The organism is Proteiniborus sp. MB09-C3, from assembly GCF_030263895.1.
GTDB lineage: Bacteria > Bacillota > Clostridia > Tissierellales > Proteiniboraceae > Proteiniborus.
The window spans coordinates 205,382-230,822 of the sequence record NZ_CP127161.1 but is presented as its reverse complement, the minus strand read 5'-3'; the positions used below and the strand labels follow the sequence as shown (position 1 = coordinate 230,822).

17 protein-coding genes and 1 riboswitch are annotated in these 25,441 nt (G+C 33.2%); of the genes, 13 read left to right on the top strand and 4 right to left on the bottom strand.

The window, feature by feature from the left end; translation table 11 throughout:
* Positions 1-79 precede the first annotated feature (79 nt).
* The 6 genes from QO263_RS01085 (at position 80) to QO263_RS01060 (ending at position 13,258) form a co-directional block, all read left to right on the top strand.
* On the top strand, positions 80-1,849 hold the full coding sequence (locus tag QO263_RS01085) for a methyl-accepting chemotaxis protein (protein ID WP_285625424.1): 1,770 nt from the start codon (positions 80-82) through the stop codon (positions 1,847-1,849).
* Between the two features lie 124 nt (positions 1,850-1,973).
* Positions 1,974-3,086 carry a diguanylate cyclase gene (locus QO263_RS01080; RefSeq protein ID WP_285625422.1) on the top strand — a complete coding sequence of 371 codons (1,113 nt, stop codon included), beginning with the start codon at positions 1,974-1,976 and terminating at the stop codon, positions 3,084-3,086.
* Between the two features lie 66 nt (positions 3,087-3,152).
* Positions 3,153-5,720 (top strand): GH39 family glycosyl hydrolase, encoded by a 2,568-nt coding sequence (locus QO263_RS01075; RefSeq protein WP_285625420.1) that lies wholly within the window; start codon positions 3,153-3,155, stop codon positions 5,718-5,720.
* Between the two features lie 213 nt (positions 5,721-5,933).
* The gene (locus QO263_RS01070; protein WP_285625418.1) at positions 5,934-11,351 is read left to right on the top strand and encodes a collagen binding domain-containing protein; all 5,418 of its coding nucleotides are present in this window, start codon (positions 5,934-5,936) and stop codon (positions 11,349-11,351) included.
* 163 nt (positions 11,352-11,514) lie between these two features.
* On the top strand, positions 11,515-12,252 hold the full coding sequence (locus QO263_RS01065) for a class D sortase (protein WP_285625416.1): 738 nt from the start codon (positions 11,515-11,517) through the stop codon (positions 12,250-12,252).
* A gap of 113 nt (positions 12,253-12,365) precedes the next feature.
* Positions 12,366-12,450, top strand: a riboswitch (cyclic di-GMP riboswitch).
* Positions 12,451-12,463: 13 nt separating this feature from the next.
* The gene (locus QO263_RS01060) at positions 12,464-13,258 is read left to right on the top strand and encodes a transglutaminase-like domain-containing protein (RefSeq protein WP_285625414.1); all 795 of its coding nucleotides are present in this window, start codon (positions 12,464-12,466) and stop codon (positions 13,256-13,258) included.
* Between the two features lie 2 nt (positions 13,259-13,260).
* On the opposite strand, the gene QO263_RS01055 is transcribed toward QO263_RS01060, so the two are convergent.
* Both QO263_RS01055 and QO263_RS01050 read right to left on the bottom strand, forming a co-directional pair.
* The gene (locus QO263_RS01055) at positions 13,261-13,602 is read right to left on the bottom strand and encodes a hypothetical protein (RefSeq protein WP_285625412.1); all 342 of its coding nucleotides are present in this window, start codon (positions 13,600-13,602) and stop codon (positions 13,261-13,263) included.
* 58 nt (positions 13,603-13,660) lie between these two features.
* On the bottom strand, positions 13,661-14,434 hold the full coding sequence (locus tag QO263_RS01050; RefSeq protein ID WP_285625410.1) for a DUF364 domain-containing protein: 774 nt from the start codon (positions 14,432-14,434) through the stop codon (positions 13,661-13,663).
* 234 nt (positions 14,435-14,668) lie between these two features.
* On the opposite strand from QO263_RS01050, the gene QO263_RS01045 reads away from it, so the two are divergent.
* The 6 genes from QO263_RS01045 to QO263_RS01020 are packed head-to-tail and all read left to right on the top strand — an operon-like array spanning position 14,669 to position 20,764.
* Entirely contained in the window at positions 14,669-16,312 is a 1,644-nt protein-coding gene (locus tag QO263_RS01045) for an ABC transporter substrate-binding protein (protein WP_285625408.1), read from the top strand.
* 4 nt (positions 16,313-16,316) lie between these two features.
* Positions 16,317-17,264, top strand: a complete 948-nt coding sequence (locus tag QO263_RS01040; RefSeq protein ID WP_285625406.1) for an ABC transporter permease — start codon at positions 16,317-16,319, stop codon at positions 17,262-17,264.
* Positions 17,265-18,074: an ABC transporter permease gene (locus QO263_RS01035; RefSeq protein WP_285625403.1), complete on the top strand. Its 810-nt coding sequence runs from the start codon at positions 17,265-17,267 to the stop codon at positions 18,072-18,074.
* A 9-nt stretch (positions 18,075-18,083) separates the two neighbouring features.
* Entirely contained in the window at positions 18,084-18,731 is a 648-nt protein-coding gene (locus QO263_RS01030) for an ATP-binding cassette domain-containing protein (protein ID WP_285625401.1), read from the top strand.
* Positions 18,718-19,464: an ABC transporter ATP-binding protein gene (locus QO263_RS01025; RefSeq protein ID WP_285625399.1), complete on the top strand. Its 747-nt coding sequence runs from the start codon at positions 18,718-18,720 to the stop codon at positions 19,462-19,464. Before QO263_RS01030 ends, QO263_RS01025 begins: the two co-directional genes overlap by 14 nt.
* A gap of 58 nt (positions 19,465-19,522) precedes the next feature.
* Complete coding sequence (locus QO263_RS01020; protein ID WP_285625397.1) at positions 19,523-20,764, top strand: glutamate-5-semialdehyde dehydrogenase; 1,242 nt, start codon at positions 19,523-19,525, stop codon at positions 20,762-20,764.
* Between the two features lie 91 nt (positions 20,765-20,855).
* Here QO263_RS01020 and abc-f read toward each other — a convergent pair whose 3' ends face one another.
* Complete coding sequence (abc-f, locus tag QO263_RS01015; RefSeq protein WP_285625395.1) at positions 20,856-22,511, bottom strand: ribosomal protection-like ABC-F family protein; 1,656 nt, start codon at positions 22,509-22,511, stop codon at positions 20,856-20,858.
* A gap of 443 nt (positions 22,512-22,954) precedes the next feature.
* On the opposite strand from abc-f, the gene eutH reads away from it, so the two are divergent.
* Positions 22,955-24,076 carry an ethanolamine utilization protein EutH gene (gene eutH / locus QO263_RS01010; protein WP_285625393.1) on the top strand — a complete coding sequence of 374 codons (1,122 nt, stop codon included), beginning with the start codon at positions 22,955-22,957 and terminating at the stop codon, positions 24,074-24,076.
* A gap of 128 nt (positions 24,077-24,204) precedes the next feature.
* Here eutH and QO263_RS01005 read toward each other — a convergent pair whose 3' ends face one another.
* Entirely contained in the window at positions 24,205-25,434 is a 1,230-nt protein-coding gene (locus tag QO263_RS01005; protein WP_285625391.1) for a metallopeptidase TldD-related protein, read from the bottom strand.
* Between the last annotated feature and the right edge of the window lie 7 nt (positions 25,435-25,441).

Sequence of the window (25,441 nt, the reverse complement as noted above, 5' to 3'; positions counted from 1 at the left end):
TTAGTAGCTCCATGGAAAAGAAAAATAAAAAATGAATTTGTCTAGTCATTCTAAATAACTGTAGGAGGATGAAAAAAAGTTGAAGATTAAATTACACTATCTAAGTTTAAGTACAAAAATATTGATACCTATATTAGCGTTATTCATACTAATCATATCTGGCTTAGGCTTTATAGCTATAAACAGCTATACTAATGTGGCTGTAAGCACAGAGCAAAGAAACTTGGAAAATGTCAATAATGTTGCTGTTGATGCGATGACTTCTGCCAGCCGTGCAATACAATATGTAAATTCCATTTCTCAGGGAGAAAGTCAGGAGTTAGATAAAATACTTTCAGCCCAAAACTACATAGAAAGCTTAAATATTGGAAAGGAAGGATTTTTTGTAGCCTTCAATAATAAGGGAGAAATAAAGCTGCACTCAGACATGGAGCATTTAGATAAGTATGGATTTAAAACAAATGGGGAGCAGACCTTGATATATGATGATATACTACATTATTCTCTGGAAAATACCCCTAAGGAAACTAGCAGTAATGGTGAAGAATTCAATCGTATTAAAATAGGAGAAAAACAATTTGAATTAGATGGGAAAAACTATTATGCTAGAATTGAAAAGTGGGAGAGCCTTTATATTGCAAGCATATTAGATGAATATTCTATAGTTGCAGAGGCGAAACAAAGAGCAAAAGGAATACTTATTCCTTTGTTTTGTACGATTATAATAGCTTCCGTCATCTTTACTTATTTAATTAAAAAATTAGTAAGAGATAAAATAAAAATTGTTGAAGAAAATGCTCGAAAATTTGGACAAGGTGATTTTGGAAGTCTGAAAGAAATGAAGGCTAAGATTAATGATGAAATTTTTGAGACTAACCAAGTGCTATTAGATTCTTCAAAAAATATGACAGATATAGTAAAGAGCTTAGGGGAGCATAGTGAAGAGCTAGTAGTAAAAGGTGAAGTTTTAGAAAGTCTAAGTAAAAGCTATAGTCATGGTAGTGGAGATATTTTAGCTGCAATGGATGAAATAGAAAGAGGAAGTGAAAAACAGTTAGAAAAAACCATAAAAGGTGCAGAAGAATTAAATTCACTAAAAGAAATAATTGATGAAGAACAAGAAAATTTAAAAATATTAAATTTAAGAGTTGAAGATATAGATAATCTTAAAGAGGAAGGAAATAAAATAATAGAAAAGCTAGTAGAATACACAAAAAAGAGTAATGATGCAACCACACAGGTAAAAGAAGTTATAGAAAAATCCAGCTTTAACGCCAATAAAATTGAGGAAGCAAGCGCAAAAATAAAGGGAATAGCTAATCAAACAAATCTTCTAGCCCTTAATGCAAGTATAGAAGCAGCTAGAGGAGGGGAGTATGGTAGAGGCTTTGCAGTAGTAGCAGATGAAATTAGAAAACTAGCTGAAGAATCTAATATATTCGCTTTAGAAATAGAAGATATAATTAAAACATTATTGGCAGGGACAGAAGAAGCAGTAGGTGTAATAAATGAGGTAGGATTAATAGTAGATTGTCAAACAGAAAGTGTAGAAAAAACGGGAGAAAAATTCCAAGGAATAAAAGAAAAAATAGAAGAAATCAAAAGTGTGATAGATGTTTTCAATTATAGTGGAAAAATACTTGTGGAAAAGAAAGAAGAAATAGTAGCTATAATAGATCACTTAAGTGCCATTGCAGAGGAGAACAATGCAAGTACTGAAGAAGTTAGTGCAAAGATAGAAGAACAGAACAGTAGCACTTTTAAATTAGAGACCTTAAGTATGGAATTGAAAAATGTGGCTGAAAGCTTAAGAGATAAGTTGGAAATTCTAGATCATAGAAGTAAATAATAGTCTGATTAGAATAATCTTTTAAAATGAAAAGAAGTAGTTATATCAAAAAACTATATTCCATCAGCAAGAGAATAAGTTCAGAACAGACGATTGGATATTTAATAAACAAGAAGGTGATGAAATGGGTATCGATCAAGGACTTACAAAGAAATTGCTATATGAATATGAAAAAGATGAACAGCTTTATAATCTAAAGCAATTTTGCCTATATGATGAAAGTAAGAAAGTAGATCATATAGGAAGATATCCTAGTCAATTAAATGAAGCTAGTCGGGTGCTTGGATGTGAAAAACCGGCAGACATAAGAAATAAATTATCTACATTCTCACTATATGGAAATATTGATGACAGCCTTGAAGCCTTGGGTAGAATACTCATAGTAGATGATGATGTTGTAACATTAAATATACTTAAAGAGATTTTCAGAAAAAGGGGATACAATGTAATCCTCTGTTCAAATTCTTTTGAGGTGATTAAGAAGATAAAAGAGAATAAAATAGACATTGCCATTATAGATTTGATATTACCTGAAATGGACGGATTTGAGATAATAGAATCAATTCGGAAGACTGAGCCAGAGCTACCGGTTATTATGTTGTCAGGAAGCTCCAATACAGAAAACAAGATAAGAGCATTAGGAATAGGAGCTGACGACTATATTACCAAGCCTTTTGTAGAAAAGGAACTAATAGCTAGGGTAGAAAGAGCGCTAGCTAGAGCTTTAAGCTTTAAGGCTATATCTATTGAAGACGGACTGACTGCTGCATATACTAAGTGCTATTTCTGGAGAAAAATAAAGGAAATAAAGGGTGCGTATCAAAGGAACAAAAAAACATTTTCTGTTGCATTTGTGGATATGGATGATTTTAAAAATATAAATGACACTCATGGTCATCTAATGGGGGATGAGGCTTTAAAATGCTTTGTATATGCGCTTAAGTCTTCCTTAAGGTTTACAGACTATGTATTCAGATTTGGTGGAGATGAATTTGTGATTTTATTCCCTGAAACAAACGAAAAGAATGCTTATTATGTTTTGGAAAGATTTAGGGACAATATTAGTTATGAGAAGTGTATGAAAAGTAATACTGGTATTGTATTTGAAGGAGCTTTTAGTGCAGGGATTACTGAAGTAAAAAATGTTGATGACGAGATAGAAGATATTATAAAAAGAGCAGATATGGCCTTATACGAAGCTAAAACCCAAGGAAAGAACAAAACCTGCATATATTAAATTATCCCTTAATAAAAAGGAATAGTAAACTGCAATAGTGAATAATAACAGGAAAGGGGTGACTTAATGGGACATAAATATGAGATAGTAAAAAGGCAAGAGGGATTTCCTATAAAAGCATTTATCCATAGCATCAATAGATTTGAAATGCATTGGCACAATGAAATAGAGATACTGCTTGTTTTACAGGGCTCAGTCAATATTAGAGTAGGAAATGACAGGTTTCTACTTAGTGAAAACGATTTAATACTTATAAACAGAAATGAAATACATAATACAAGCAAAACTGAGGAAGACAACATTATATTGGCATTGCAAATTAATCCTGAATATTATTCTTCACATTATCCACAAATAGGAAAAATGGTATTTCAGTGCAAATCTTTCCTCCATGGAGATGACAAACAAGAAAGATTCGATATAATTAGACATTATTTAGCTCAAATAGTTTGGGAGCTTAGTAAAAAAAGAGAAGGCTATCAGTTGACAATAGGAAGTATAATATATTTACTTGCAGCTCATTTAGTGGACAACTTTGACTATACACTGATAGAATCTGAAAAGATAGCAAGTATGAGTAAAGATATTGATAGGATTCAAGGTATTATTAATTATATAAATGAAAATTTAGAAAGGAAAGTTTCTTTAAAGGAATTATCCGACAATCAAAATCTTAGTGTTTATTATTTGTCTCACTTCATCAAAAAGAATATGGGAATGACGTTCCAGGAGTATTTAAATAATATAAGGCTGGACAAGGCTGTTAATTTATTATCAATGCCTGATAAAACAATAACAGAAATATCATATGAAAGTGGCTTTTCTAGTACTAAATCCTTTAATAAGCTTTTTAAAAACACATATGGTTGTACTCCTACAGATTATAGAAAAAAATATGAAGACAAAATAAATATTACAAAAAATAGTGGCGAAGAATTAGAGAGAATAAAGAGCAAAACTTATTTAGACGTAGATAGAAGTGCAGCATTTAAAAAGTTACTTAGCTATTTAAAGCCATTAGATAATAAAACACCAGATAATAACATGCCATCTGTCAGCAGTGAAGTTATATTTGCAGATGCGAGCAGTCAAGGTGAAAAATATAAGTCTTATTGGAAAAAGCTAACTACCTTTAGCAGAGCTTCTGAAGGACTAAGGCAGAGCTGGCAAAATCAACTTAAGGAATTACAAGCCTATATAGGATTTGAATACATAAGATTTCACGGAGTCTTTTCTGATGACATGATGGTATACAATATTGATGAAGAAGGCAATGTAATCTACAATTGGTCGTATGTTGATGAGCTATTTGATTTCTTTAAAAAAGTAAATATTAAGCCCTTTGTTGAGCTGAGTTTTATGCCTTCTGAAATAAAAAGTTCAGATGAGGTCATGTTTTGGTGGAGGGCAAATGTGTCTCAACCAAGAGATATAAAACTATGGACCAATCTAGTAAAGGAATTTATCAAGCATTGCATAAATCGGTATGGCTTAAAGGAAGTAGAAACTTGGTATTTTGAAGTGTGGAATGAGCCAGATTTAGAATATGTATTTTGGATTGGAGGTAAAGAAAGCTATTTTCAATTCTATAAAGAAACAGTATTAGCAATTAAATCAATTTCTCCTAATTTGAAAGTAGGAGGTCCTTCTATCACTCATCAAATTACTATGGATAGTACTTGGCTTGAAGATTATCTGATATACTGTGATACCAATAAAATTCCTTTAGATTTTGTTTCCCTGCATATTTACCCAGAATCCTTTTCATCAAAGGAACAGGTTCAGGATATAATGATCGAAGCAAATCTAGGGAAAAACCCTGTAGAATTAATGACAGTCTGGCAATTGCTAACAAGAATTTACTATGATAAGCATCACACTTACGATATCTTAACCTCGGCAAATGATAGGATAAATAAGTTTTTGCCTTATAGACCTGAGCTTCATATAACAGAATGGAATGCTTCATCATATTGTCGAAATTTGATTAATGACACATGCTTTGTGAGCACATTTATTATAAGCAATGTTTTAAAAAACATAGGAAAAGCTGATTCTATAGGATTTTGGACATTTACTGATATAATGGAGGAATCAAAAGCTGGTATTTCTGCATTTCATGGTGGATTTGGACTAATCAATAAAAATGGGCTAAAAAAACCCTCCTATTTTGCATACTATCTCTTATCTAAGCTAGGAGATAGAATAATTGAGCAAGGTGAGGAGCATATCGTCACAAAAAAAGGTGAGGATATTCAGGTACTAGCTTACAATTATGCGTATTTTGATGATCTATTTTTGAATGGGGACACATCTGCATTATCTAATACAGAAAGATACCTGGTATTTGAAGATAAGCCATCAAAGGAAATAGAGCTAAACATAAACGGACCTTTAGGCTATTATAAAATAATAAGATATCAGTTAAATAGAGAACATGGCTCAGTAGTAGATGCATGGATAAGCATGGGTGCACCAGAAAATATGACAGAAGAAGAACTAAAATATCTTCAAGGAAAAGCTTATCCTAAAATAACTGTACAATATTTAGAGCTAGACGGAAAATATAAAGACAAGCTGCATATACCAGTACATGGAGCAGAGCTAATAGTGTTAGAGAAAAGAGTAAAATAGAATGCGATAACAAAAACGGTTTCATTTTCTAAATGAAACCGTTTTTCGTTAATTAAACAACTTACCAAAACAGCAAAAAAAAGGGTGAATATTGACAAAAATGGCATAGATTCAATTTATATAATTTAAGATAATTATACAGTAGGCGTGTATTTATTAGAAACATGCTTATTTAATTTAAAGTATTATAAAAATGTGGGAAGGAGGTAAAAAATGAGAATTTTTTACAGAAAAAATAAACATATGATGATTTTAGTGGTTGTATTGGCTATGCTGGTTCAGATGGTAGTGCCTGGGATGAACTACTCCCATGCAGAGCTAGAGATAGAAGATGATGTTATAACAGTAGAAGGGGTAGTGGGTGACAACAATGATGACGAAGATCTCGATTCTATAGTATCAGACGATATTAATGAAGAAGATACAGAAGATGAGGGTACTGCTATAGGTGAAGATGATGAAGAAGATAATAGCCAGTTGCCAGCCCAAGCAACAGATGAAGGGGAAGAAACAGAGGCAATAACGGGTGTAGGCTTATTTTCAGCTGAGCCTAAGGAACTAGTAAATATCTTTAAAGGAGTATCTCTTAAAATACAACATGGCAGTGGAGAACCAGTAGAGATTAGAGAGTCTGATATAGTGGAAATTGAAGACAATACTGTAATATTGCTTGAATTTCATTGGGAAATAGAAGATAACTCTGATAAATTTGAACTTGTAGATGGCGATTGGGCAGAGATAGCTATCCCCACTTTATTTGAAGAGCATAATAAGATGCCTGCTAGTGGTTATGTGATATTTAATGTTGATGGTGATGAAATTACAGTAGGCACATATGCCCTAGAGAACAATATGCTAAAGGTCGTGTTTAATAATGAACTAGTAGGCTTAAAAAATAGAAAAGGCGATGTATGGTTAGGACTCCAGTTTAATGAGGAAATAATAAAAGGAAATGCAAAACAAACCATTACTTTTGAGGAACCAATAGATAGAACCTACAATATAACTGTAAAGCCAAAAGGAAACAATCCAGCTATAAAAAAATCTGGTAGTCCAAATGAGCCTATAAATGCAACATACATTAACTGGGTCATAGACGTGAATACTTCTTTAGACAAACTAAGCAATGCAATAGTAGAAGATACAATTCCAGCAGGACTTGAGTTAATGGAAGGAAGTATAGAAATATATGATTTAACAATCGGCTATGACGGAGAGGTAAAGGAAGAAAAACTATCTAGTAAAGAAGCAACAGGATTTCCAATAGTATTAGGAGAGGTAGATTCTGCCTATAGAATCAAATATAAGACCGATATTGTAGACTCTTCAAAAAATAATTATGATAACATTGCCACATTAAAAGATGGAGTCAATGTAAAGGGAACAGCAAATTGTGACATAGGCAGTCTGCAAGTAGGCAAACCTATAGACAAAACAGGCGTTCCAGAAAATCCTGATGAAAGTAATGCAGGTCAAAACTCTACAAAGATTACATGGACCATAGATGTAAACAAGGCTGAACTGAACTTAGATAATGTGTCTATAGATGATATAATTTTAGATTCTAGATTATCTATTGTTAATAGTTCCATTAGGATTTTTAAGCTTAGCAAAAGTGGTAAGGATTTTGTTGTTGGAGATGAAGTGACGAGTGTAATTTTCTCTGAGGGCACTGAAAAGAAGTTCCCATTTGATTTAGGAGATTTAAATGAATTAAACGGAAAAACCTATAGAATAACCTTTGATACAAATATATCCTATACAGAGTATCACCCCTCAAATACATTTTCAAATACAGCAGTACTAAAAGTAAAAGGAGATCAAAAAGGAACAGACACAGCTACTGTTACTGTAAACAGAGAGACCCTGTTAGAAAAGTATGGAGTGGAAACCACAAACTACGGAGATCCTGAAATAGAATGGACTGTCCATGTAAATAGGGCTAATCACAGTATAATAAATGCTACAATAACAGACACTATAAGTGCGGGGCTTACACTAATGAAAAACGACAATGGTGACTATGATATTAAAATATATGACCATAATGGGGTTTTAGTTTCATTAGTAGATTCACCAGGGACACCAAGTCTAAAGGATATAACAGATAATGGATTTGTAGCCAATTTAGGAACTATAACTACTTATTACAAAATAGTATATAAAACTAAAATAACTGATCCTACACAAGCTAAAGACAATACAGCAGAGCTATCTGGAACTGGATTAAAAGGAGATGGAATAGGTTCAGATAACAGCATACGGAAAGAAGCTACTCCAAGTAACGAAGTAAAAAATATCTACACAAAAGAGAAAGAAGAATCAAACAAGACCATAGACACTGAAGAAGGCAAAATAACCTATGACGGACTAAATCACACAGATAAAACCATGAGCTGGAAGATTACTGTAGATGCTGTTAAAGAGGAGATAACAGAACTTACAATTACAGATTCCTTTTTTACAACTGCTGATGGTTCCATATTTACTCCTAGCAACAGTATGGTGTTTATAAAAGATTCCTTGAGGATAATTAAGGGTTCTGAAATTTTAAAGGAAGATGATGATTATATTATTCAAGATAATGGTGCAGGTGGATTCATCTTATCATTTACGAATCCTATAGATAGGGCTAAATACGAAATTTACTATAAAACTTCCTTTGACCCTAATGAAGTATTATCACCTGAAAGTGGAGGCGAACTAAATCCAAATAGAACATATATAAACCAAGCTGTTTTTTCGGGCACCACTAAGGATGTAAAGGGTTTAAATCATGACATAAATGAGAAAAGAACAGCCAAATACGACATAAATCAAGTGGTATTCAATGGCGGCAAAAAAGATGTAGACCTTGACAGAGAAAATAGAAAAATCAAATGGACCATCTATGTAAATGCCCTAGGTCAGGATTTAACAAAAAGAGAACCAGTAGAATTTTTTATCACCGATACTCTCAGTTCTACAGACTCTACAGATCCAGGTCAGGTATTTGATAAAGGTTCTATAGTCGTTAAGGAGTATACTCTAAACAAGGATGGCAGTATAATTCCTGGTGCTGTCCTGCCTAAAGAAGATGAAAACGAAAATTACAATTATACTGTTGCTTGGAATGATACTGAACATGAATTTACTCTTACATTTCCTCATGGCATAAAGAAACCGTATATGGTAGAGTTTTATACCAACATTGTTGGACTATCCAAAGAAAAGTATAAAAACTCTGCGCAGATTACAGGCAGAGTTGAAGCATATACAGCAGAGGAGAAATATGAGGACTATAAGACCTTCCTTATTAAAGATGCAGGCACAACTACAGTATATTCAGATGATGAAATTAACTGGAAACTTACCATAAATGAAAGCTTATCTCCTATAGAGGCTGGTGCAGTTTTAGTTGATACTATAAGTAAAGGCTTAGTGTATATAGAAAACAGCTTAAAGATTAAAAATCCTGATGGAGATGAACTATTCAGAACAACCGAAGATACTGAAGGTGATTATACTCTAGAGAACGAATTAAATGCAAAGGGAGAAAGAGTATTGACCATAACCTTTAAGGATGGGTTTAATACTAGATACTTTGTTGAGTACACTACCGTAGTAGTTGCTGGAAATGGAGAGCAGATAAATAACAAAGCAGTATTTAATGGTGAAAGTACTACAACCACAGATACAGAGGATATAAAATTCAACGTAACTCAATATTCAGGTGCAACGGGCAGTGGTGTACGTTCAGGAAATATAAAGATTACCAAATATAATACAGAAAATGAGAATAAAAAGCTTAAAGATGCAGAATTTAAACTATACTATTTACTAAATGGAGAACCTTATTACGTTAAAGCCAGTGATGGTACCGATATACATCGCACAAATAGTCAGGGAGTTCTAGAATTTAAAGGATTAAATATAAGAACCTACTATTTGCAAGAAGTAAAAGCACCAGCAGGCTATGAAAAAATGGATAAGGAAGAACTACAAGAAGCATTAAAAGACTATGAAATAGTAGAAGTAAACAACGAAGAAGGTAGCAAAGATGTCAGCATAAAGCTAAAATTGGACAATATTAACAAATCAATTGTATTAGAAGTTCCAAACAACAGAATAAAAATCAATGTAGAAGGAACTAAAAAGTGGTTGGGTGGGTCAAATGACAAGCCAACTATAAAACTTCAACTATACCAAAACAGCAAAGCTCTTGGTGATCCAAAAGAACCAATAGAGACAGAAAATGGAATTGCAAGCTGTACTTGGGAGAATCTATATAAGGCAGATGAAAATGGTGAGGACTATGTCTACACAGTAGACGAAGTAAATGTTCCAGAGAATTATATAAAGTCTGTTTCAGATGATGGGCTAACAGTAACTAACACTTATGTATCTTCGAAGATAGAAAAAACAGGTAATAAGGTATGGGTAAATGGTCCAGAACCAAAACCAACTATACAGTTACGATTGCTTCAAAACAATGTTCAGTATGGAGAATTAGTAACCTTAGCTGATGGAGAAATATCCTATACTTGGACTGATTTAGATAAGACCGATGTACATGGGATAGATTACAAATACGCAGTAGAAGAAGTAAGCATTCCAGAAGATTATGGTATGTCGGTATCAGATGATGGATTAACTATAACCAATACCTACCAATCACCAAAGAGAGATGTAATAGGTAAAAAGGTATGGGTGAATGGGCCGTCTATTAGACCAACTATAGAATTACAGTTATATAGGAATGGAATTCCATATGGTAGACCTGTAGAACTAAGTGGTGAGGCAATTAGTTACAAATGGTCAGGTTTAGATAAAACAGATGAAAAAGGTATTGATTATGTTTACACTGTGGACGAAGTAAATGTTCCAGAAAACTATGAGAAGTCAGTTTCAGATAAATATATGACAGTAACCAATACCTATATAATACCTAAGATAGACATAACAGGTAAAAAGGTATGGATTGGTGGATCAAGTACAAGACCAGCCATAGAGCTGCAACTATACAGAGATGGTGAAGCTTTTGGGGAACCAGTAAAATTAGAAGACGGAGAAACAGAATATATCTGGACTGGCTTAGACAAAACAGATATAGATGGAAAAGAACATAAATATACAATAGACGAGGTAAAAGTTCCAAGTGGCTACAGAAAGTCAATATCTAGCGACGGACTAACTATCACAAATAGTTATCGTCCACCAGTAGACCCAGAACCACCAACAAAACCAAAAGAACCCGAGAAACCAACAGAACCACCAACAAAACCAGAAGAACCAGAGAAACCAACAGAACCACCAACAAAACCAGAAGAGCCAGAAAAACCAACTGAACCAGAGCCAGAACCTAAACCAGAACCAGAAGAACCAACAATAGTCACACCACCAGAAAACGGAACAGTTGAGTTTGACGAAGATGGCAACTGGAAGTACACTCCAAACCCTGGATTTAAGGGCAAGGATAAATTTGTCATAAGACATCCAGATGGGACAGAAGAGCTCATCGAGATAGATGTAGACGATATCCCATTAGGCACAGTACTTCCTAAAACTGGGGAAGGCAGCAAAATAGGATATTATATAACAGGATTACTATTAGTATTTCTAGGACTATTCCTAAGAAGAAAAATAGTATAAAAAAAGTAGAACTACAGCAAAAGGGTGCTATACGAAGTAAAGGGAAATAGTATGAAAGGCAGAGGCTAAAATCTCTGCCTTTTAAACATAAAACTACTAGTATTGAAGAATATATAGATGATAAAATTATCATTAAAAAGATGATTTAAAGGCAGGGTAAAGAATGAAGAGAAAAATAATACCATGGATAATAATCATCACAGGTTTATTCATAGCTGCATATCCAAAAGCATCAGAGCTATATGCAGACTACAAACAATCTAAACTTATAGAAGAGTGGCAGCAAAGCCTCTCTAGAATAGATAGTGTAGATATGGAAGAGGAAGAAGAAATTAATAGCTTAGAGTCATACGGCGAGGAGGAATTAGAAATAGGCGCAATCGAAGAACTAAACTCCCGTGAGATAAGAGAAAGAGAAAAGAAAAAGAAAGAAGAAGCAGATAGGGAAGAAAAGAAGAGAAAAGAAGCAGAAAGAGTAGCACAAGAAAGAGAAGAATATATACAAAAGCACATGGAAGGTATTCTTAAAATAGAAAAAATCAAATTCAGTCAGCCCATACTAAAAGGAGCTACGCAAAACAACCTAAACATATCAGTAGCCAGTGTGGAAAACACAGGGAGAGCAGGAGAAATCGGAAACTATGCCATAGCAGGACATAGAAATCGTAGTTTTGGAAGGAACTTCAATAGACTAGAAGAGGTCGAGATTGAAGATAAAATAGTAGTAGATATTGGAGATAGTCAGTTTGAATATACTGTTACAGAAAAGCTATATGTTTATCCAGAAGAAGTCTGGGTATTATATAGTAATAAGGAGGATAAAGAAATAACCTTAATAACCTGCCACCCTATGAAGAACCCAACTCATAGGCTGATTATAAAAGGGAAAATACTTGAATAATCCTTAAACCGTAAGCTATGAAAATAGAATCATAGGACTGTAGCCCTATGCAATAATTGGACAAGCTATGGTAAAATTAAGAAAATAAATATATTTTTTTATCAGTGACTTTTCACCGATAAAGGCAAACCTAGTGAAAGCTAGGGACGCAAAGCTAAAGGGCCTTACTTAAAAATAAGATGGCAGCCAGTTACCGAAAGGAGAGTTTTTTATGTTAAAGAGAAATCTTGTGCTCTTCTTACTAGTCATTTCATTATTATTACTTTCTACAATAGCTTTTGCTTCAAATTCAAATATTGATAAAAGCCAATTAGAAAATGGATTAGTAACTATCACTTATATACCAAAAAAGGATGTTGCAGCAAAAGTAATGATTACTAAAGGCGATATAAAATATACTTATGATATAAAAGCAAACAACAGCTATCCGTTACAGCTTGGAGATGGAAAATATACTGTTTCTATTTTAGAAAATGTAGAAGGTAACAAATATAGACAAGTAGAAAAAGAAGAGATAAATCTAAAGCTATCAGATGCTAATAAAGTGTTCCTACAATCTAATCAGATAATAAACTGGAACGAAAACATGGAGGCTATGAAAAAAGCCAAAGAATTAGCTAAGAATGCAAAAAATGACAAGGAAAAAGTAATTGCAATTTACAATTTTATTATAAACAATATTAGCTACGATAATGACAAGGCTGCAAGTGTACAAGCAGGATACATACCTTCCATAGACATTATATTAAAAGCTTCAAAGGGAATATGTTATGATTATGCTACATTATTTGCAGCAATGCTTAGAAGCCTAGATGTACCTACAAAGCTAGTTATGGGAAGAAAAAATGATGTAGAAGCATATCATGCATGGAATCAAGTATATCTAGAAGATTCTAAGGAATGGGTAACTATAGATACAACTTATGATGCAGCACTTAAAAAAGAAAATGCAGCTAGCTCAATGATAAAAGACGAGAAAGAATATAAAATAGAAAAACAATACTAGTACTATGTTAATAGAAACCACTGGTTTAGGCCAGTGGTTTTTCTATATGCTGAATAAACTAAAAAGGCAATGCGAATGTAGACAGAATCTGGAAGTATTATAATAGATACTACTAAAACGACTATTAGATGCCATACCATAGGAGATATAGTACCTCCTATAACCATATAAAATTCCTTAGTGACAAACGCCCTGCTTCCTTTATAGGGTAAATTAGCTATACCTTTAAAATCGCCCTTTAAAGCCTTAAAAGTATAGAGACATACCCAGCCTGATACAGAAGAATAGAATAACATATTAAGTATAAGCTTGTCATTACCCCTAAATAGCCTGTTAATTTCCAAAAAGGACTTCAAATCTTAAATCATGTAATAAAAAAGAGTCATTGATGTCTTTCTTTTATCATATAATCCTACAGAAATGACCATTTCCATATTCATGCATAGTTAATCTTCCGCATCCTCTAGATATTTTCTTGAATAGTGTTTCTTTGCAGTCATTCATAAATTCAATTCCACTTATTGCTGTTATACCACTAGCTTTGTAGGCTTTAGGATAAAATGGGACGGAGAAGCCTATAAGAGCTATTTCACGAGCATTCGTACACATCTTAAGTATTTCATCAGTTGTATGATTTATCATAGTTGTTCCAGTTATAATAACTACATCACATTGAGGCAATAATTCAGTTTGCATTGAAATTGGATATACTGAAGCGCCTTCAACACTTCCTTGAATATCTATTGCTCTGTCAAAGGGAATATATCTTTTTACCCTTGATGCTAGATTTTTAACTAAAGGAGGCATATGTCCGATTACACCTACAGTATCTTTAGATGTTATTTTTTCATATAATGTATCCATATCTTCAGTAGATTTAGTAGTACGTATGTATTTATTTGCTGCATTTATAACAGCACAGCCTAAACCTCTTTGCAAATCCTCAGCTCCTGTAACAGCCCATTTAGCACAATCAATTGCTTTCATACCTATCATTTCCTCACCATATGAAAATATAGAGCATCCCGAGGGCAGTTTTTCTCTCATTAAGTATATAAAAGCAACATTATCATTTGACAGTTGAACACCTGCAAAAGATATTCCTACGATAACGTCTTTAATATAAAGACCCTCCAAATCATTTTTTGCAATATCAAAGACCCTTTCAATTAGCATTTAGCTATATACCCCCTTTTCATAATAAATTATGATATATCAGGAAAATTATAGCACATTAGTTTTGCTGTTTAGCATAGTATTCAACATTTCTATTTAACTTCAGAGCCTGATAGAAATAATCAATAGAGGGTTTGTTGAATAATTTCAGGGTGTACCTTATAATTGGATTGTACATAGGAATATTAAGGGTTTTAGCAATTAATGATTATCTAAAACAGGAGGGACTGTAAAATGAAAATGGATTTTTTAAAGAAAATTCTTGCGTTATCCATTGCTTTAATAATGAGCATAGGACTTGCTAGCTGTGGACCCAAAATACCTGTAGAGAACCCAGCTATTGAAAGTAATACGCCTTTGACTGAAGAAGATACTCCTTCTACAGAGGAAAAGATAGTTAGAATGGATCTAAGTGATGTAGGTTACCCATCTGTTTATACAGTGTCCAAAAAAGGACAGGGCTATGTTGCTCTTCAATTTATTTTCGATACACTTATATGGAAGGATAACACAGGAGAAATTCCATATCTTGCAGAAAAATATGAGGTTTCCGAAGATAATAAGACTTATACTTTCTATTTGAGAAAGGGAGTTAAATTTACTGATGGGGAAGAATTCAACGCTGAGGATGTTAAGTTCACATTTGACTATACTAAGGAACATCCTTATCATTATGCTTCTACAAGCATGGTTAAAGAAACAAGGATTATTGATGATTATACAGTAGAAATCGAGCTTTCAGATGTTTATGTTCCATTTATAAGTGATGTTGCAGGCTGTCTACCAATACTTCCTGAGCATATCTGGAAGGATGTGACTGAGCCAGAAACATTCACAGCTCCAGAGGCAGTAATTGCTACAGGTCCATTTAAATTAGAATCTTATGATAGTGCTGCCGGAGTATATGTATATACTAAAAATGAGAACTATTTTTATGGAAAGGTTGCTGCTGACAAGCTTATAGTAAGCAACTATGACGATGCGAGAGAAGCATTTGTTGCGGGAGATCTGGATGTTTCCGCAACTATGGGATATAAAAAAGCTACTAGCTTTAAGAATGATGATAAGTATAAAGTATTAGAGGGTCCAGGCCTTTGGGTAAGTAGATTGTATTTTAACTTTAATGAGCCTGCTTTTAATTCAAAGGAAATAAGGCAAGCGATACATCATTCCATTAATTTAGATGAAATAGTAGATAAGGTTACAGGTGGAGCAGCCATAGTGGGTAGTGCAGGGCATCTCCAACCTAATACACCATGGTACAATCCTGATGTTAAACAATATCCTTATGATGTAGAAAAGGCAAAAGCATTACTTATAGAAGCTGGTGCAGTTGATTCAAACAATGACGGAGTAATGGAATACGATGGAAAAGAAATGAAATATGAAACAATATTCGGTGAAAAGGATGTTCAATACGCAGAGCTTGTAGCGAGCTACTTAAAGGAAATAGGAATTGTACTTGAAGTGAAAACATTTGATGACAATACTGTTAAAACTCTTATAGGCGAAGGAAGCTTCACCTTAGCTGTGAATGGACATGGTTCATTTGGTGGAGACCCAATTCTTCTTGGACGTTTTGCTTCTGATTCAGATGGAGCACCAAAGGTTACAGCTCAGGGTGGAAAGGTTTGGCATAATGAGGAGTATAACAAAATTTTTGAACAGTCAGCAATGGAATTAAATAAAGAAAAAAGACATGAACTTGTAAGCAAATTACAGGAGATCATAGCAGAGGAGCTACCTACCATAACTATGTATTACAATCTTAATGCTACAGTTTATAATCCAGCTGTTTATGACGGATATTACTATACTCCAGATGGGATAGGTATTGCAATTCCTTTTGCATACAATAAGCTTTGTTTTGTGGAGTGATTAGATGAAATCACTAATTAAATATTCTGTTTATATGACATTAATAATAGCACTTTCATTTGCACTGCCAAGGTTAATCCCTGGCAGTCCTTTGTTTGCTATGGTAGAGGACATAAGCTCTGTAGATACGATGACAAATGAGGCTTTAAAAGCCTTTGAAAAGTATTACTCTCCAGAGCTTCCTCTACTGGAGCAATTTGTAAAATATCTTAGAAATCTCTTTAATTTAGATTTTGGATATTCTTTTTATTATAAAATGTCCGTATTTCAATTGATAAAGGAGAGAGTTGGATGGACACTTTTGCTTTCTTTTTTATCTATTGGAATATCGTCATTACTCGGGATTTTTCTTGGTATATGGTCTGGACTTAAGGGCAGAGAAAGCAAGCTTTTGATTAGTGCATTTATAAGTATTCATGCTACACCTACTTTTCTTATAGCAGCTATTTTTCAGATATTAATAGCCTACAAGCTTAGGCTGCTACCAGCCACAGGAGCATATACTACAGGGACCAGCTTTGGACAACCTGGGTATGTTCTTGATGTTATAATTCACATGATTTTACCCTTATTTGTTCTGGTCATATCACAAATACCACCTATATATTTATTTTCAAAAAATAGTACTGCAAATGTTAAGAAAGAGCAGTTTGTTAAGATGGCAAGCTACTTAAAAATCAATAAAAAAGATATTTATTTAAAGTATATTTTCAAAAACATTATACCTGAGCTTTTGGGTAGACTTAATATACAATTTGTTTTAGCAATAACAGGTTCAATTTTTGTAGAAGCTGTTTTTTCCTATCCTGGTCTTGGACAACTTCTTAGGAGCGCAATTTCATACAGGGATTATCCATTATTACAGGGCATACTCTTAGTTTGCTGCACATATGGATTGGTGGTAAACTTCATTTTTGAGCTGATAGCTTTAAGAAACATTAAGAGGTGTTAAATGCTAAATTCATTTAAGAAATTAAGTAAAACAAAAAAAGTTAGTGCAATTATTCTAATAACGTTTTTGTTGGTTGCTGTTTTTTCTAATTTGTTGATGCCTTACTCTCATGAAGACATAAGTCATCCTCGATTACTTGAACCAAGCTTAAGCTATTTACTTGGTACTGACGAAATAGGTCATGATATTTTCTCACTCTTAATTTATGGTTTTAGAATAACGATTTTTACAGCTATTATATCAGGATTCTTCACTACACTTATAGGAACCTCTCTTGCATATATATCAGCCTATTATGGAAGAGCTATTAAAACCATTATTTCTGAAATAGCGAATTTGTTTGTGATAATTCCTGAAATTGTAATGATTATGTTTTTTTCGTCCTTAGCAAGACCTAAACTAGTTTATACTATTATGGCAATTGTGTTTTTCTCATGGCCTAAAGTATACAAGATAGCGCTTTTTAAAATCATGAATTATATGGAAAAAAGTAAAGTAAAATACACATTATTAATAAAGGGGAATTGGTTCGATGTGTTAAAGAAGCTATTTCCTGATATTCTACCAGTAGTGTCAACCTTCTTTGTGCTTCAATGCAATAAGGCAGTTATGTATGAAGCTTCTCTATCCTTTTTTGGTATAGGAGATCCTCTTAAGAAAACTTGGGGAAAGCTTATTAGAGCAGCCTTAGATTATGACGAACTATACTATGACAGTACATTCTTATGGTATTTGATTCCGCCTGTTTTATGCTTGATTTTATTTGTTATATCACTTACTCTTTTCTCAAGTGAAAATAATGACCTTTAGAGGTGTTTTATGATAATTATTGAAAATCTTAAAATATTCTATAATAAAATAGCTATCAGTTATCCTAGTATCCATATTAAAGATAATGAGTTTGTGGGCTTATATGGTAAAAGTGGCTGTGGAAAAACCTCATTGCTAGAGGCTCTTTTTGGTTTGGATTTTCAAGGGGACTTAAAATATGATAAATGCACAATAAATAATATGGATATTAAGGAGATTGATAGTAGGAAGTATGACTATATAAGCTACTGTCCACAGTTTTCACAAAATGCATTCAATCCAAAGCTAAGTGTGTTAGAGCATATACATCTAACACTTAAAGGGAATGGGCTGAAATATAATGAAAGAGAAATAGCTAACCTAATGGAAAGATTAGAATTAGATCCAATTCTTTTAAAATATTATCCTTATATGCTATCAGGGGGACAAAAACAGCGTTTGATTTTACTTATTTCCATATTGAAAAGACCAAAGCTATTGATTCTTGATGAGCCATCTTCAGCAATAGACCTAATTACATTGAAAAAGATAGTTGAGTTTTTAACTTCATTTAAAGGGAAACTCACCATAATAATGGTTGCTCATCAAAAAGTATTGCTTGAAAAAGTGACAGACAGAATAATAATGCTTGAGGGGTATGACAATGCTGAAGGTTAGAAACATTATGAAAAGCTATGGAAAGCTTAAGGTTTTAGAAGATATAAGCTTTGACTTGGAACTTGGAGAAAGTCTTGTTCTAGCAGGAAAATCTGGAAGTGGAAAAACTACTTTGTCAAAGATAATAATTGGACTTGAGCGATGTGATTCAGGAGATGTTATTCATCTTGGTAAAAAGCTGAATAATAACTATCGTAAAAGAACATTTTCTGATTTGGCAAGGATTCAATATATATTTCAAGACCCTTATAGTGCATTAGAACCTAGTTTTACCTTAGAGCAAACCCTAATGGAAACAGTTAATATATGTAGGAGAAATAAATATAATCCCATGGACATTGACGATGCCCTTGCCATGGTGGATAGAGGATTTCTGGAGCAGAAGAAACGCAAAATATCAACCTTCAGTGGTGGTCAGCAGCAAAAAATATGTATAGCAAGAGCTTTGATTACTTATCCAAAGCTGATAATTGCAGACGAAGCAACATCAATGCTTGACTATGATAACAGAATAGAAATAAATAATCTCTTAAACAAAATAAAAAGCAGCTATGAATTGTCTATAATATCAATAGTTCATGACATAGATTTTTATAATGACAGATGGGATAAGATAGCAGTAATAAACGACCACAAGCTAGTTGATTTAATGGACTTTAGAGATTTTTTTGAATATGCGTCAAGTGATTACTCAAAGGAATTAATTAATAGTCATAAATATTTTTATGGATAAAAGCCTATTTAGATTATGTGCATCTATTAATAATTTTGAGTAAAAAGGAGTGTGGCCAATGCCTGAAGATATAACTTATACAGCCAAAATAAATTCTCGTAAATTTGCATTAGTTGAAGGAGAGTTAAGGAGTAGAATTCTGGTTAAGATGGCAGAAAACATCGTGGCTAAAAAGAATCAAATCTTGTTGGCTAATAAACAAGACATTGATATAGCTTATAGGAACAAATTAGATGAATCTCGACTTTCCATACTTACACTGAATGAAAAAAGTATTGAAGCGATGGGAGAAAGCTTAAAGAGAATGTCAAGACTAATAGACCCTGTTGGAGAAAGAATTAGTTATGTTATGAAAAAAGATGGACTAATTATTGAAAAAAAGCAGGTGCCACTAGGAGTTATTTCTGTTGTTTATGAAGCTAGACCCGATGTTGTTACGGATTCTGTAGGTATTTGCGTGAGAACAGGAAACTCAGTAATTTTGGCAGGAAGTAGACATAGCACTAATACTGATAAATGTATTTCCGAAATACTTCGAGATACATTGAATGAGTTTGGAATATGCCCTGATAATATTCAGTATTTATTTGATTGTTCTCATAAAAGTAAAATTGCACTGTCAAGACAAAATAGGTTTGTGGACTTGATGGTTGTTCGAGGAGGAGTAGAGGCTGTAGAGGTGTTGAGGGAACATGCTCTTGTACCTATTATTGTTGCTGGTGAAGGGAATTGCCATATTTATATTGCCGAAGATGCTTTCTTTGACATGGCATGTGATATTGTAATCAATAGTAAGGTTCCAAGGCCAAAGGCATGTAATGCTGCTGAAACAGTTTTAGTACACAAAGACTGGAGCTCGCAATACTTTACTGATTTTATAACCAAGCTGCTTAAGAACAATATCGAGATATTCGGCTGTGAAAAATCAGTACAATTACATCCAAGTATTAAATTAGCCGATGAGCATCACTTTGAACATGAATTTTTCGCTCCTGCTATTGCAGTGAAAATAGTTGAAAACATTGATGAAGCAATTAATCATATAAATAAATATAGAACACCACATACAGAAACGATTATAAGTAATAATCTGGAAAACGTATCTTATTTTATGAATTATGTAGAGGCAAATGTTATATGTCATAACGCTTCAACAAGATTGACAGATGGCATTGAATTTGGTCTAGGCAGTGAAATTGGTATAAGTACTCAGAAATTCCATGTAGGTGGTCCCATTGGGATATACCATCTAATGCAACAAAAATATTTTCTATCTGGTAATGGTAATTTAAGATACTAAGGATAAAAAAGGGTCAGGCTTGAATTGTTTACTTCAAGCCTGAGCAAGTCAATATTATAACCAAAACATAGCTCTTTATATGAGTCAACTATTACTTTTTTAATACTCTAAGCTTTTGGGTGACTTCAAAATATTCTTTTTCCAAATCAGCCTTTTCTTCATCCTTGCATCCCATAAGCTTAAATGAGATGTGAGAAAGCTGCATTTCCAATTTAAGAATTTCTTCTCTTATATCAATACTATGCTTAGAAAAAGATTGCTTTTTCTTATCTAGATAATAGGAATATCCTCCTATATATTGGGTAAGCGAGCTATTTGAAAGCTCCCATATTTCTTCTGCCATTTTTTCTACAAAATATCTGTCATGACTTACGAAAAGTATAGAGCCTTCATAATCAAGAAGAGCCTCTTCAATTATTTCCCTTGTAGGTATATCAAGAAAATTAGTAGGTTCATCTAATATCAACAGATTATTTTCTTCAAGAATCAGCTTTAGGAAGGCCACTCTAACCCTTTCACCGTAGCTTAAGTTCTCAATCCTTTTATATACATCATCTCTTCTAAAAAGCATACAGCCAAGCAAGGTTCTAACATAACCTTCATCGTTAGTTATCTCTTTCAGTTCTTGTAAAATTGTAGAGTCTAGGCTTAGCTCTTCAAGTTCCTGAGAGAAATAGCCTATTTTTGCAGATGGAGAAATACTTACTTTTCCTTCTAGCTGTATCTTCCCAATTAATCCTTTTATTAGCGTACTTTTTCCGGCTCCATTTTTTCCTACAAGTCCAATTCTTGTATTACGGTATACATTAAAGCTTATATTATTAAAAAGGATTTTATCATAGGTTTTAGACACTTGCTCTGCTCTAATTAGAATATCGCCAGTTTTTTCACTACTTTCCTCTAGTTTGATACTAATATTTTTAGAAACTATAGGTTTTTCTTTCTTATCCATATTTTCAAGTCTTGAAATAATTGCCTTTGCTCTTTTAGCTATTTTTGCAGCCTTATGCCTTTGAAAATCACTCTGCGACATATCATTATACCTATTTGCCCGTTCCATATGCTTTCTAGCAGCCTCTTCTAATTGCTTTTTTTGCTTCATATAAATGCGGTATTCTAGTCTTGCTCTGTCAAGCTCAGCTTTTTTCTGATTTGCATAGAATGTATATCCACCGCTATATTCCTTAATGGTTTTATCTTCTAACTCAAATATTTTAGAAACAGTTTTGTCTAGGAAATATCTATCATGAGTTACCATTAGAACAGAACCGTTGAAGCTATTGATAAAGCTTTTTAGCCATTCAATAGTTTCATAATCTAAGTGGTTAGTAGGCTCATCAAGTATCAATATATCCGGATTTTGAAGCAGAAGACGAATAAGATACAGCTTAGTTTTTTCACCACCACTAAGTGTCCTAATTTTTTGTCCTTCAATAGAAATTAAACCAAACCTATTAAGCAATTCTAAAAACTCTCCATATTTTTTTGTCTCTTCCATTAATTCATATACATATAAATCATTTTCTACAAATAAATTTTGTGGCAGGTATCCATACTTTCCGTAGAAATTCACAGTTCCGCTATCAGCTTCTAGTTCTGATGTGATTACTTTAAGTAATGTAGTTTTTCCAATGCCGTTTCTGCCTACTATCCCGACTTTATCCTTTTTATATAGCTTAAAGGAAATATCCTTTAATATTTCTTTATCCTCAATAAACTTAGATATATTATTTACATCTAATAACATATATCCATCTCCTTTTTTACAAAAAAATAAAGCTATAGGTTTTTAACCCTATAGCTAGCACAAAAAAAGCCATAGATATGTATACCCATGGCTTTGATTACAAATATATTATATAAATATAACTATTTTAAGCATTAGATCTGAATAGACAAGGGGTACCATAAACCTGACGAATAAACACTTGTATAGAGCTTTGTTGAGATGATAGGTTTATTTTATTGCTCACTGTATTGTACCTCCTGTATTTGATATAGATAGTATACCATATTATCTCAAAATTATCAAATAAAATCATACTATCAAAAAGCTATGTCTCTTTTTAATTTTGTCGTGTACATATTTAGATAAATTTATTATAATTACTATGGATCATATGGGATATAAATCTAAAACAATAAATAGTAGAAGATACTACTAATCAAACTAGGATAAGGAGAAATTAAATGAACGAAATAGTTCTTTATATCATTTTTGTATTTGCCGTATTAGGATGTATAGATAGAGTATTAGGCAATAAATTTGGGATAGGAGAAAAATTTGAAGAAGGATTTAAGTCAATGGGCAATATGGCTATGAGCATAATAGGAATATACTCACTAGCACCAGTAATCTCAAGTCAATTGTCAAAAATAATTGGTCCGCTCTTCGAGGTCATAGGGGCAGACCCTTCTATATTACCAGGCTCTATTCTTGCATGCGATATGGGAGGATATATTTCAGCAGCTAAAATGGCACAGACAAAGGAACTAGGGTTATTTTCAGGACTTATTCTAGCATCTATGCTAGGTGCTACAGTAGTATTTACAATTCCAATTGGAGCAGGAATTATCGAAAAGAAAGATCAATACTTTTTTACAAAAGGAATATTATTAGGCATAGTAACTTTACCTCTTGGAAGCATTTTTGGAGGAATACTTTTAGGAATCAATATATCTACGCTTATAATCAACATGATTCCAATTATATTATTGGCTGCATTTTTAGCCCTTGGACTCATTAAATGGCCCGATAAATTAATAAAAGGATTTGGCTATTTTAGTAAAGTAATAGTTACTATTGGAGCAATTGGACTTATGGTAAGCATATTTGAAAGAATATCAGGTATAGTTATCATACCAGGAATGGAGCCATTTGACGAAGGACTGAAGATAGTGGGAAGTATTGCTATAGTCCTCTGCGGAGCTTATCCAATGATGCATATAGTGACGAAAGTATTTAGAGGACCTCTGTCTAAACTAGGTGAGAAGATGGGCATAGGAGAGAATGTAGTGGCTGGAGTTGTAGTTTCTTTAGCTAATAATGTTCCTGCATTTTTAATGATGAAAGACATGGACGATAGAGGAAAGGTAATATGTTCAGCATTTGCTGTAAGTGGTGCATTTACATTTGGAGGACAGCTTGGATTTGTGGCTGGCATCGAAAAAACAGTCATAGTTCCTTTTATTGTTTCAAAGCTATTAGCAGGCATAAGTGCTGTTATATTGGCCATAGCTATTACTAGAAATTTTAATGAACATAGCAAATCTACTTATGCTAAAGGCCAGATAAATCTAGATTCCATGTAGTCCATGCTTAGCTTTTCATGGAGAGTCATTGAAATTCAACGTTTAGAAATTAAATAAAGTCAAAGCTACTGCATTAAATCAATAAATATGCAATAACTTTGACATTTATTTTTTATGATTTTATCCAGCTATATATAATTCACATCTAAATTAAATGCTAAGGCATTTTGTCCTAAGAAGGATTTATCTTCTGAACGGCCGATAAAGTCATCTCCAAACATTGTATAAACCTCACCTGAAATAGTAAGCTCAGGAAGCCTGCCTATTAGTTTTTCACCATCAGTTAAGAAAGCTAATTGGACAGGTGTACCAAATACTCCTTCTGCTGTAAAATCTCCGCCAGAAGCTATGAGAACTGCTACTGCCAACTGACCATTTAAAAGTTCCTTTAAGGTTTTACCACCTGATGCTATCTTAAAGTTTCTAGCGGCTAGTGAAGGTACCTTGTCATAATCTGCTGCGGCACTTCCCGTTAGAGGTAAATTAAATTGAGCAGCAGTCTTTTTATCTGTGTACGGGCTGATTATTTTTCCATTTTCAATTAGAGCATATCTGTAATTTTTGTTTACCACACCCTCTGCATCGAAAAATACATACCCTGTCATGTCTTCTTCTTCCGCACTTTGATATAGTGTAAAGTCTTCACTAAACTTTTTCTCTCCAATAGAATCTTTAAATAAAGAGGCGCCTGTACCTACCTTGTAACCGTTTAATTCTTCTATTATCTTTTTAAGTGGTAGATAATCATTTGCCATAAATACTACAGGCTGCTTTCCTTCCACAGGTAGTTTAACTTGATTTCCACATGCTGTCAATGTTTCTCTAACTATATCTAATGTTTTTTCTTTGCTATATTCTCTATCTGTTAAAAATACAAAAGCATCAAAAACGTTTAAAGATGATTTTTCTTTTATGATAAGTTCTATTGATATAAACCTATCTTTATGGGTTAAATCTAGGCCCTTATTGTTGGATAGTCTAATATCCATTTCTTGAATGGAAATATTATTTGAGAAAATAAAATCAGGAAATTCATTTTTAAATATTCTTAGAAGTTCTTCTACTTCCTTTACAAAATCCTCATCAGAAAGAACTTCTTTTCTATAATCTACTTCCTCAGCATGGTTGCTTGAAGGCTCATAAGGATATGGAATTTGAAGCTTTAGATTTTCCACAGCCCTTTTTTCTAGCTCTACTTCATCAGCTTTACCTACAGCTCCTGCAACTCCTATGTACCCATCTTGATAAATCCTCAAGCCTGTTTTAGTCATGTCTTTTTTTCTTATGGATTTTATTTCTGTTTGAACGATATTTATAGTGATTTCTTTTTCATTGCTAATATATTTTTCCTTTATCACGACTACA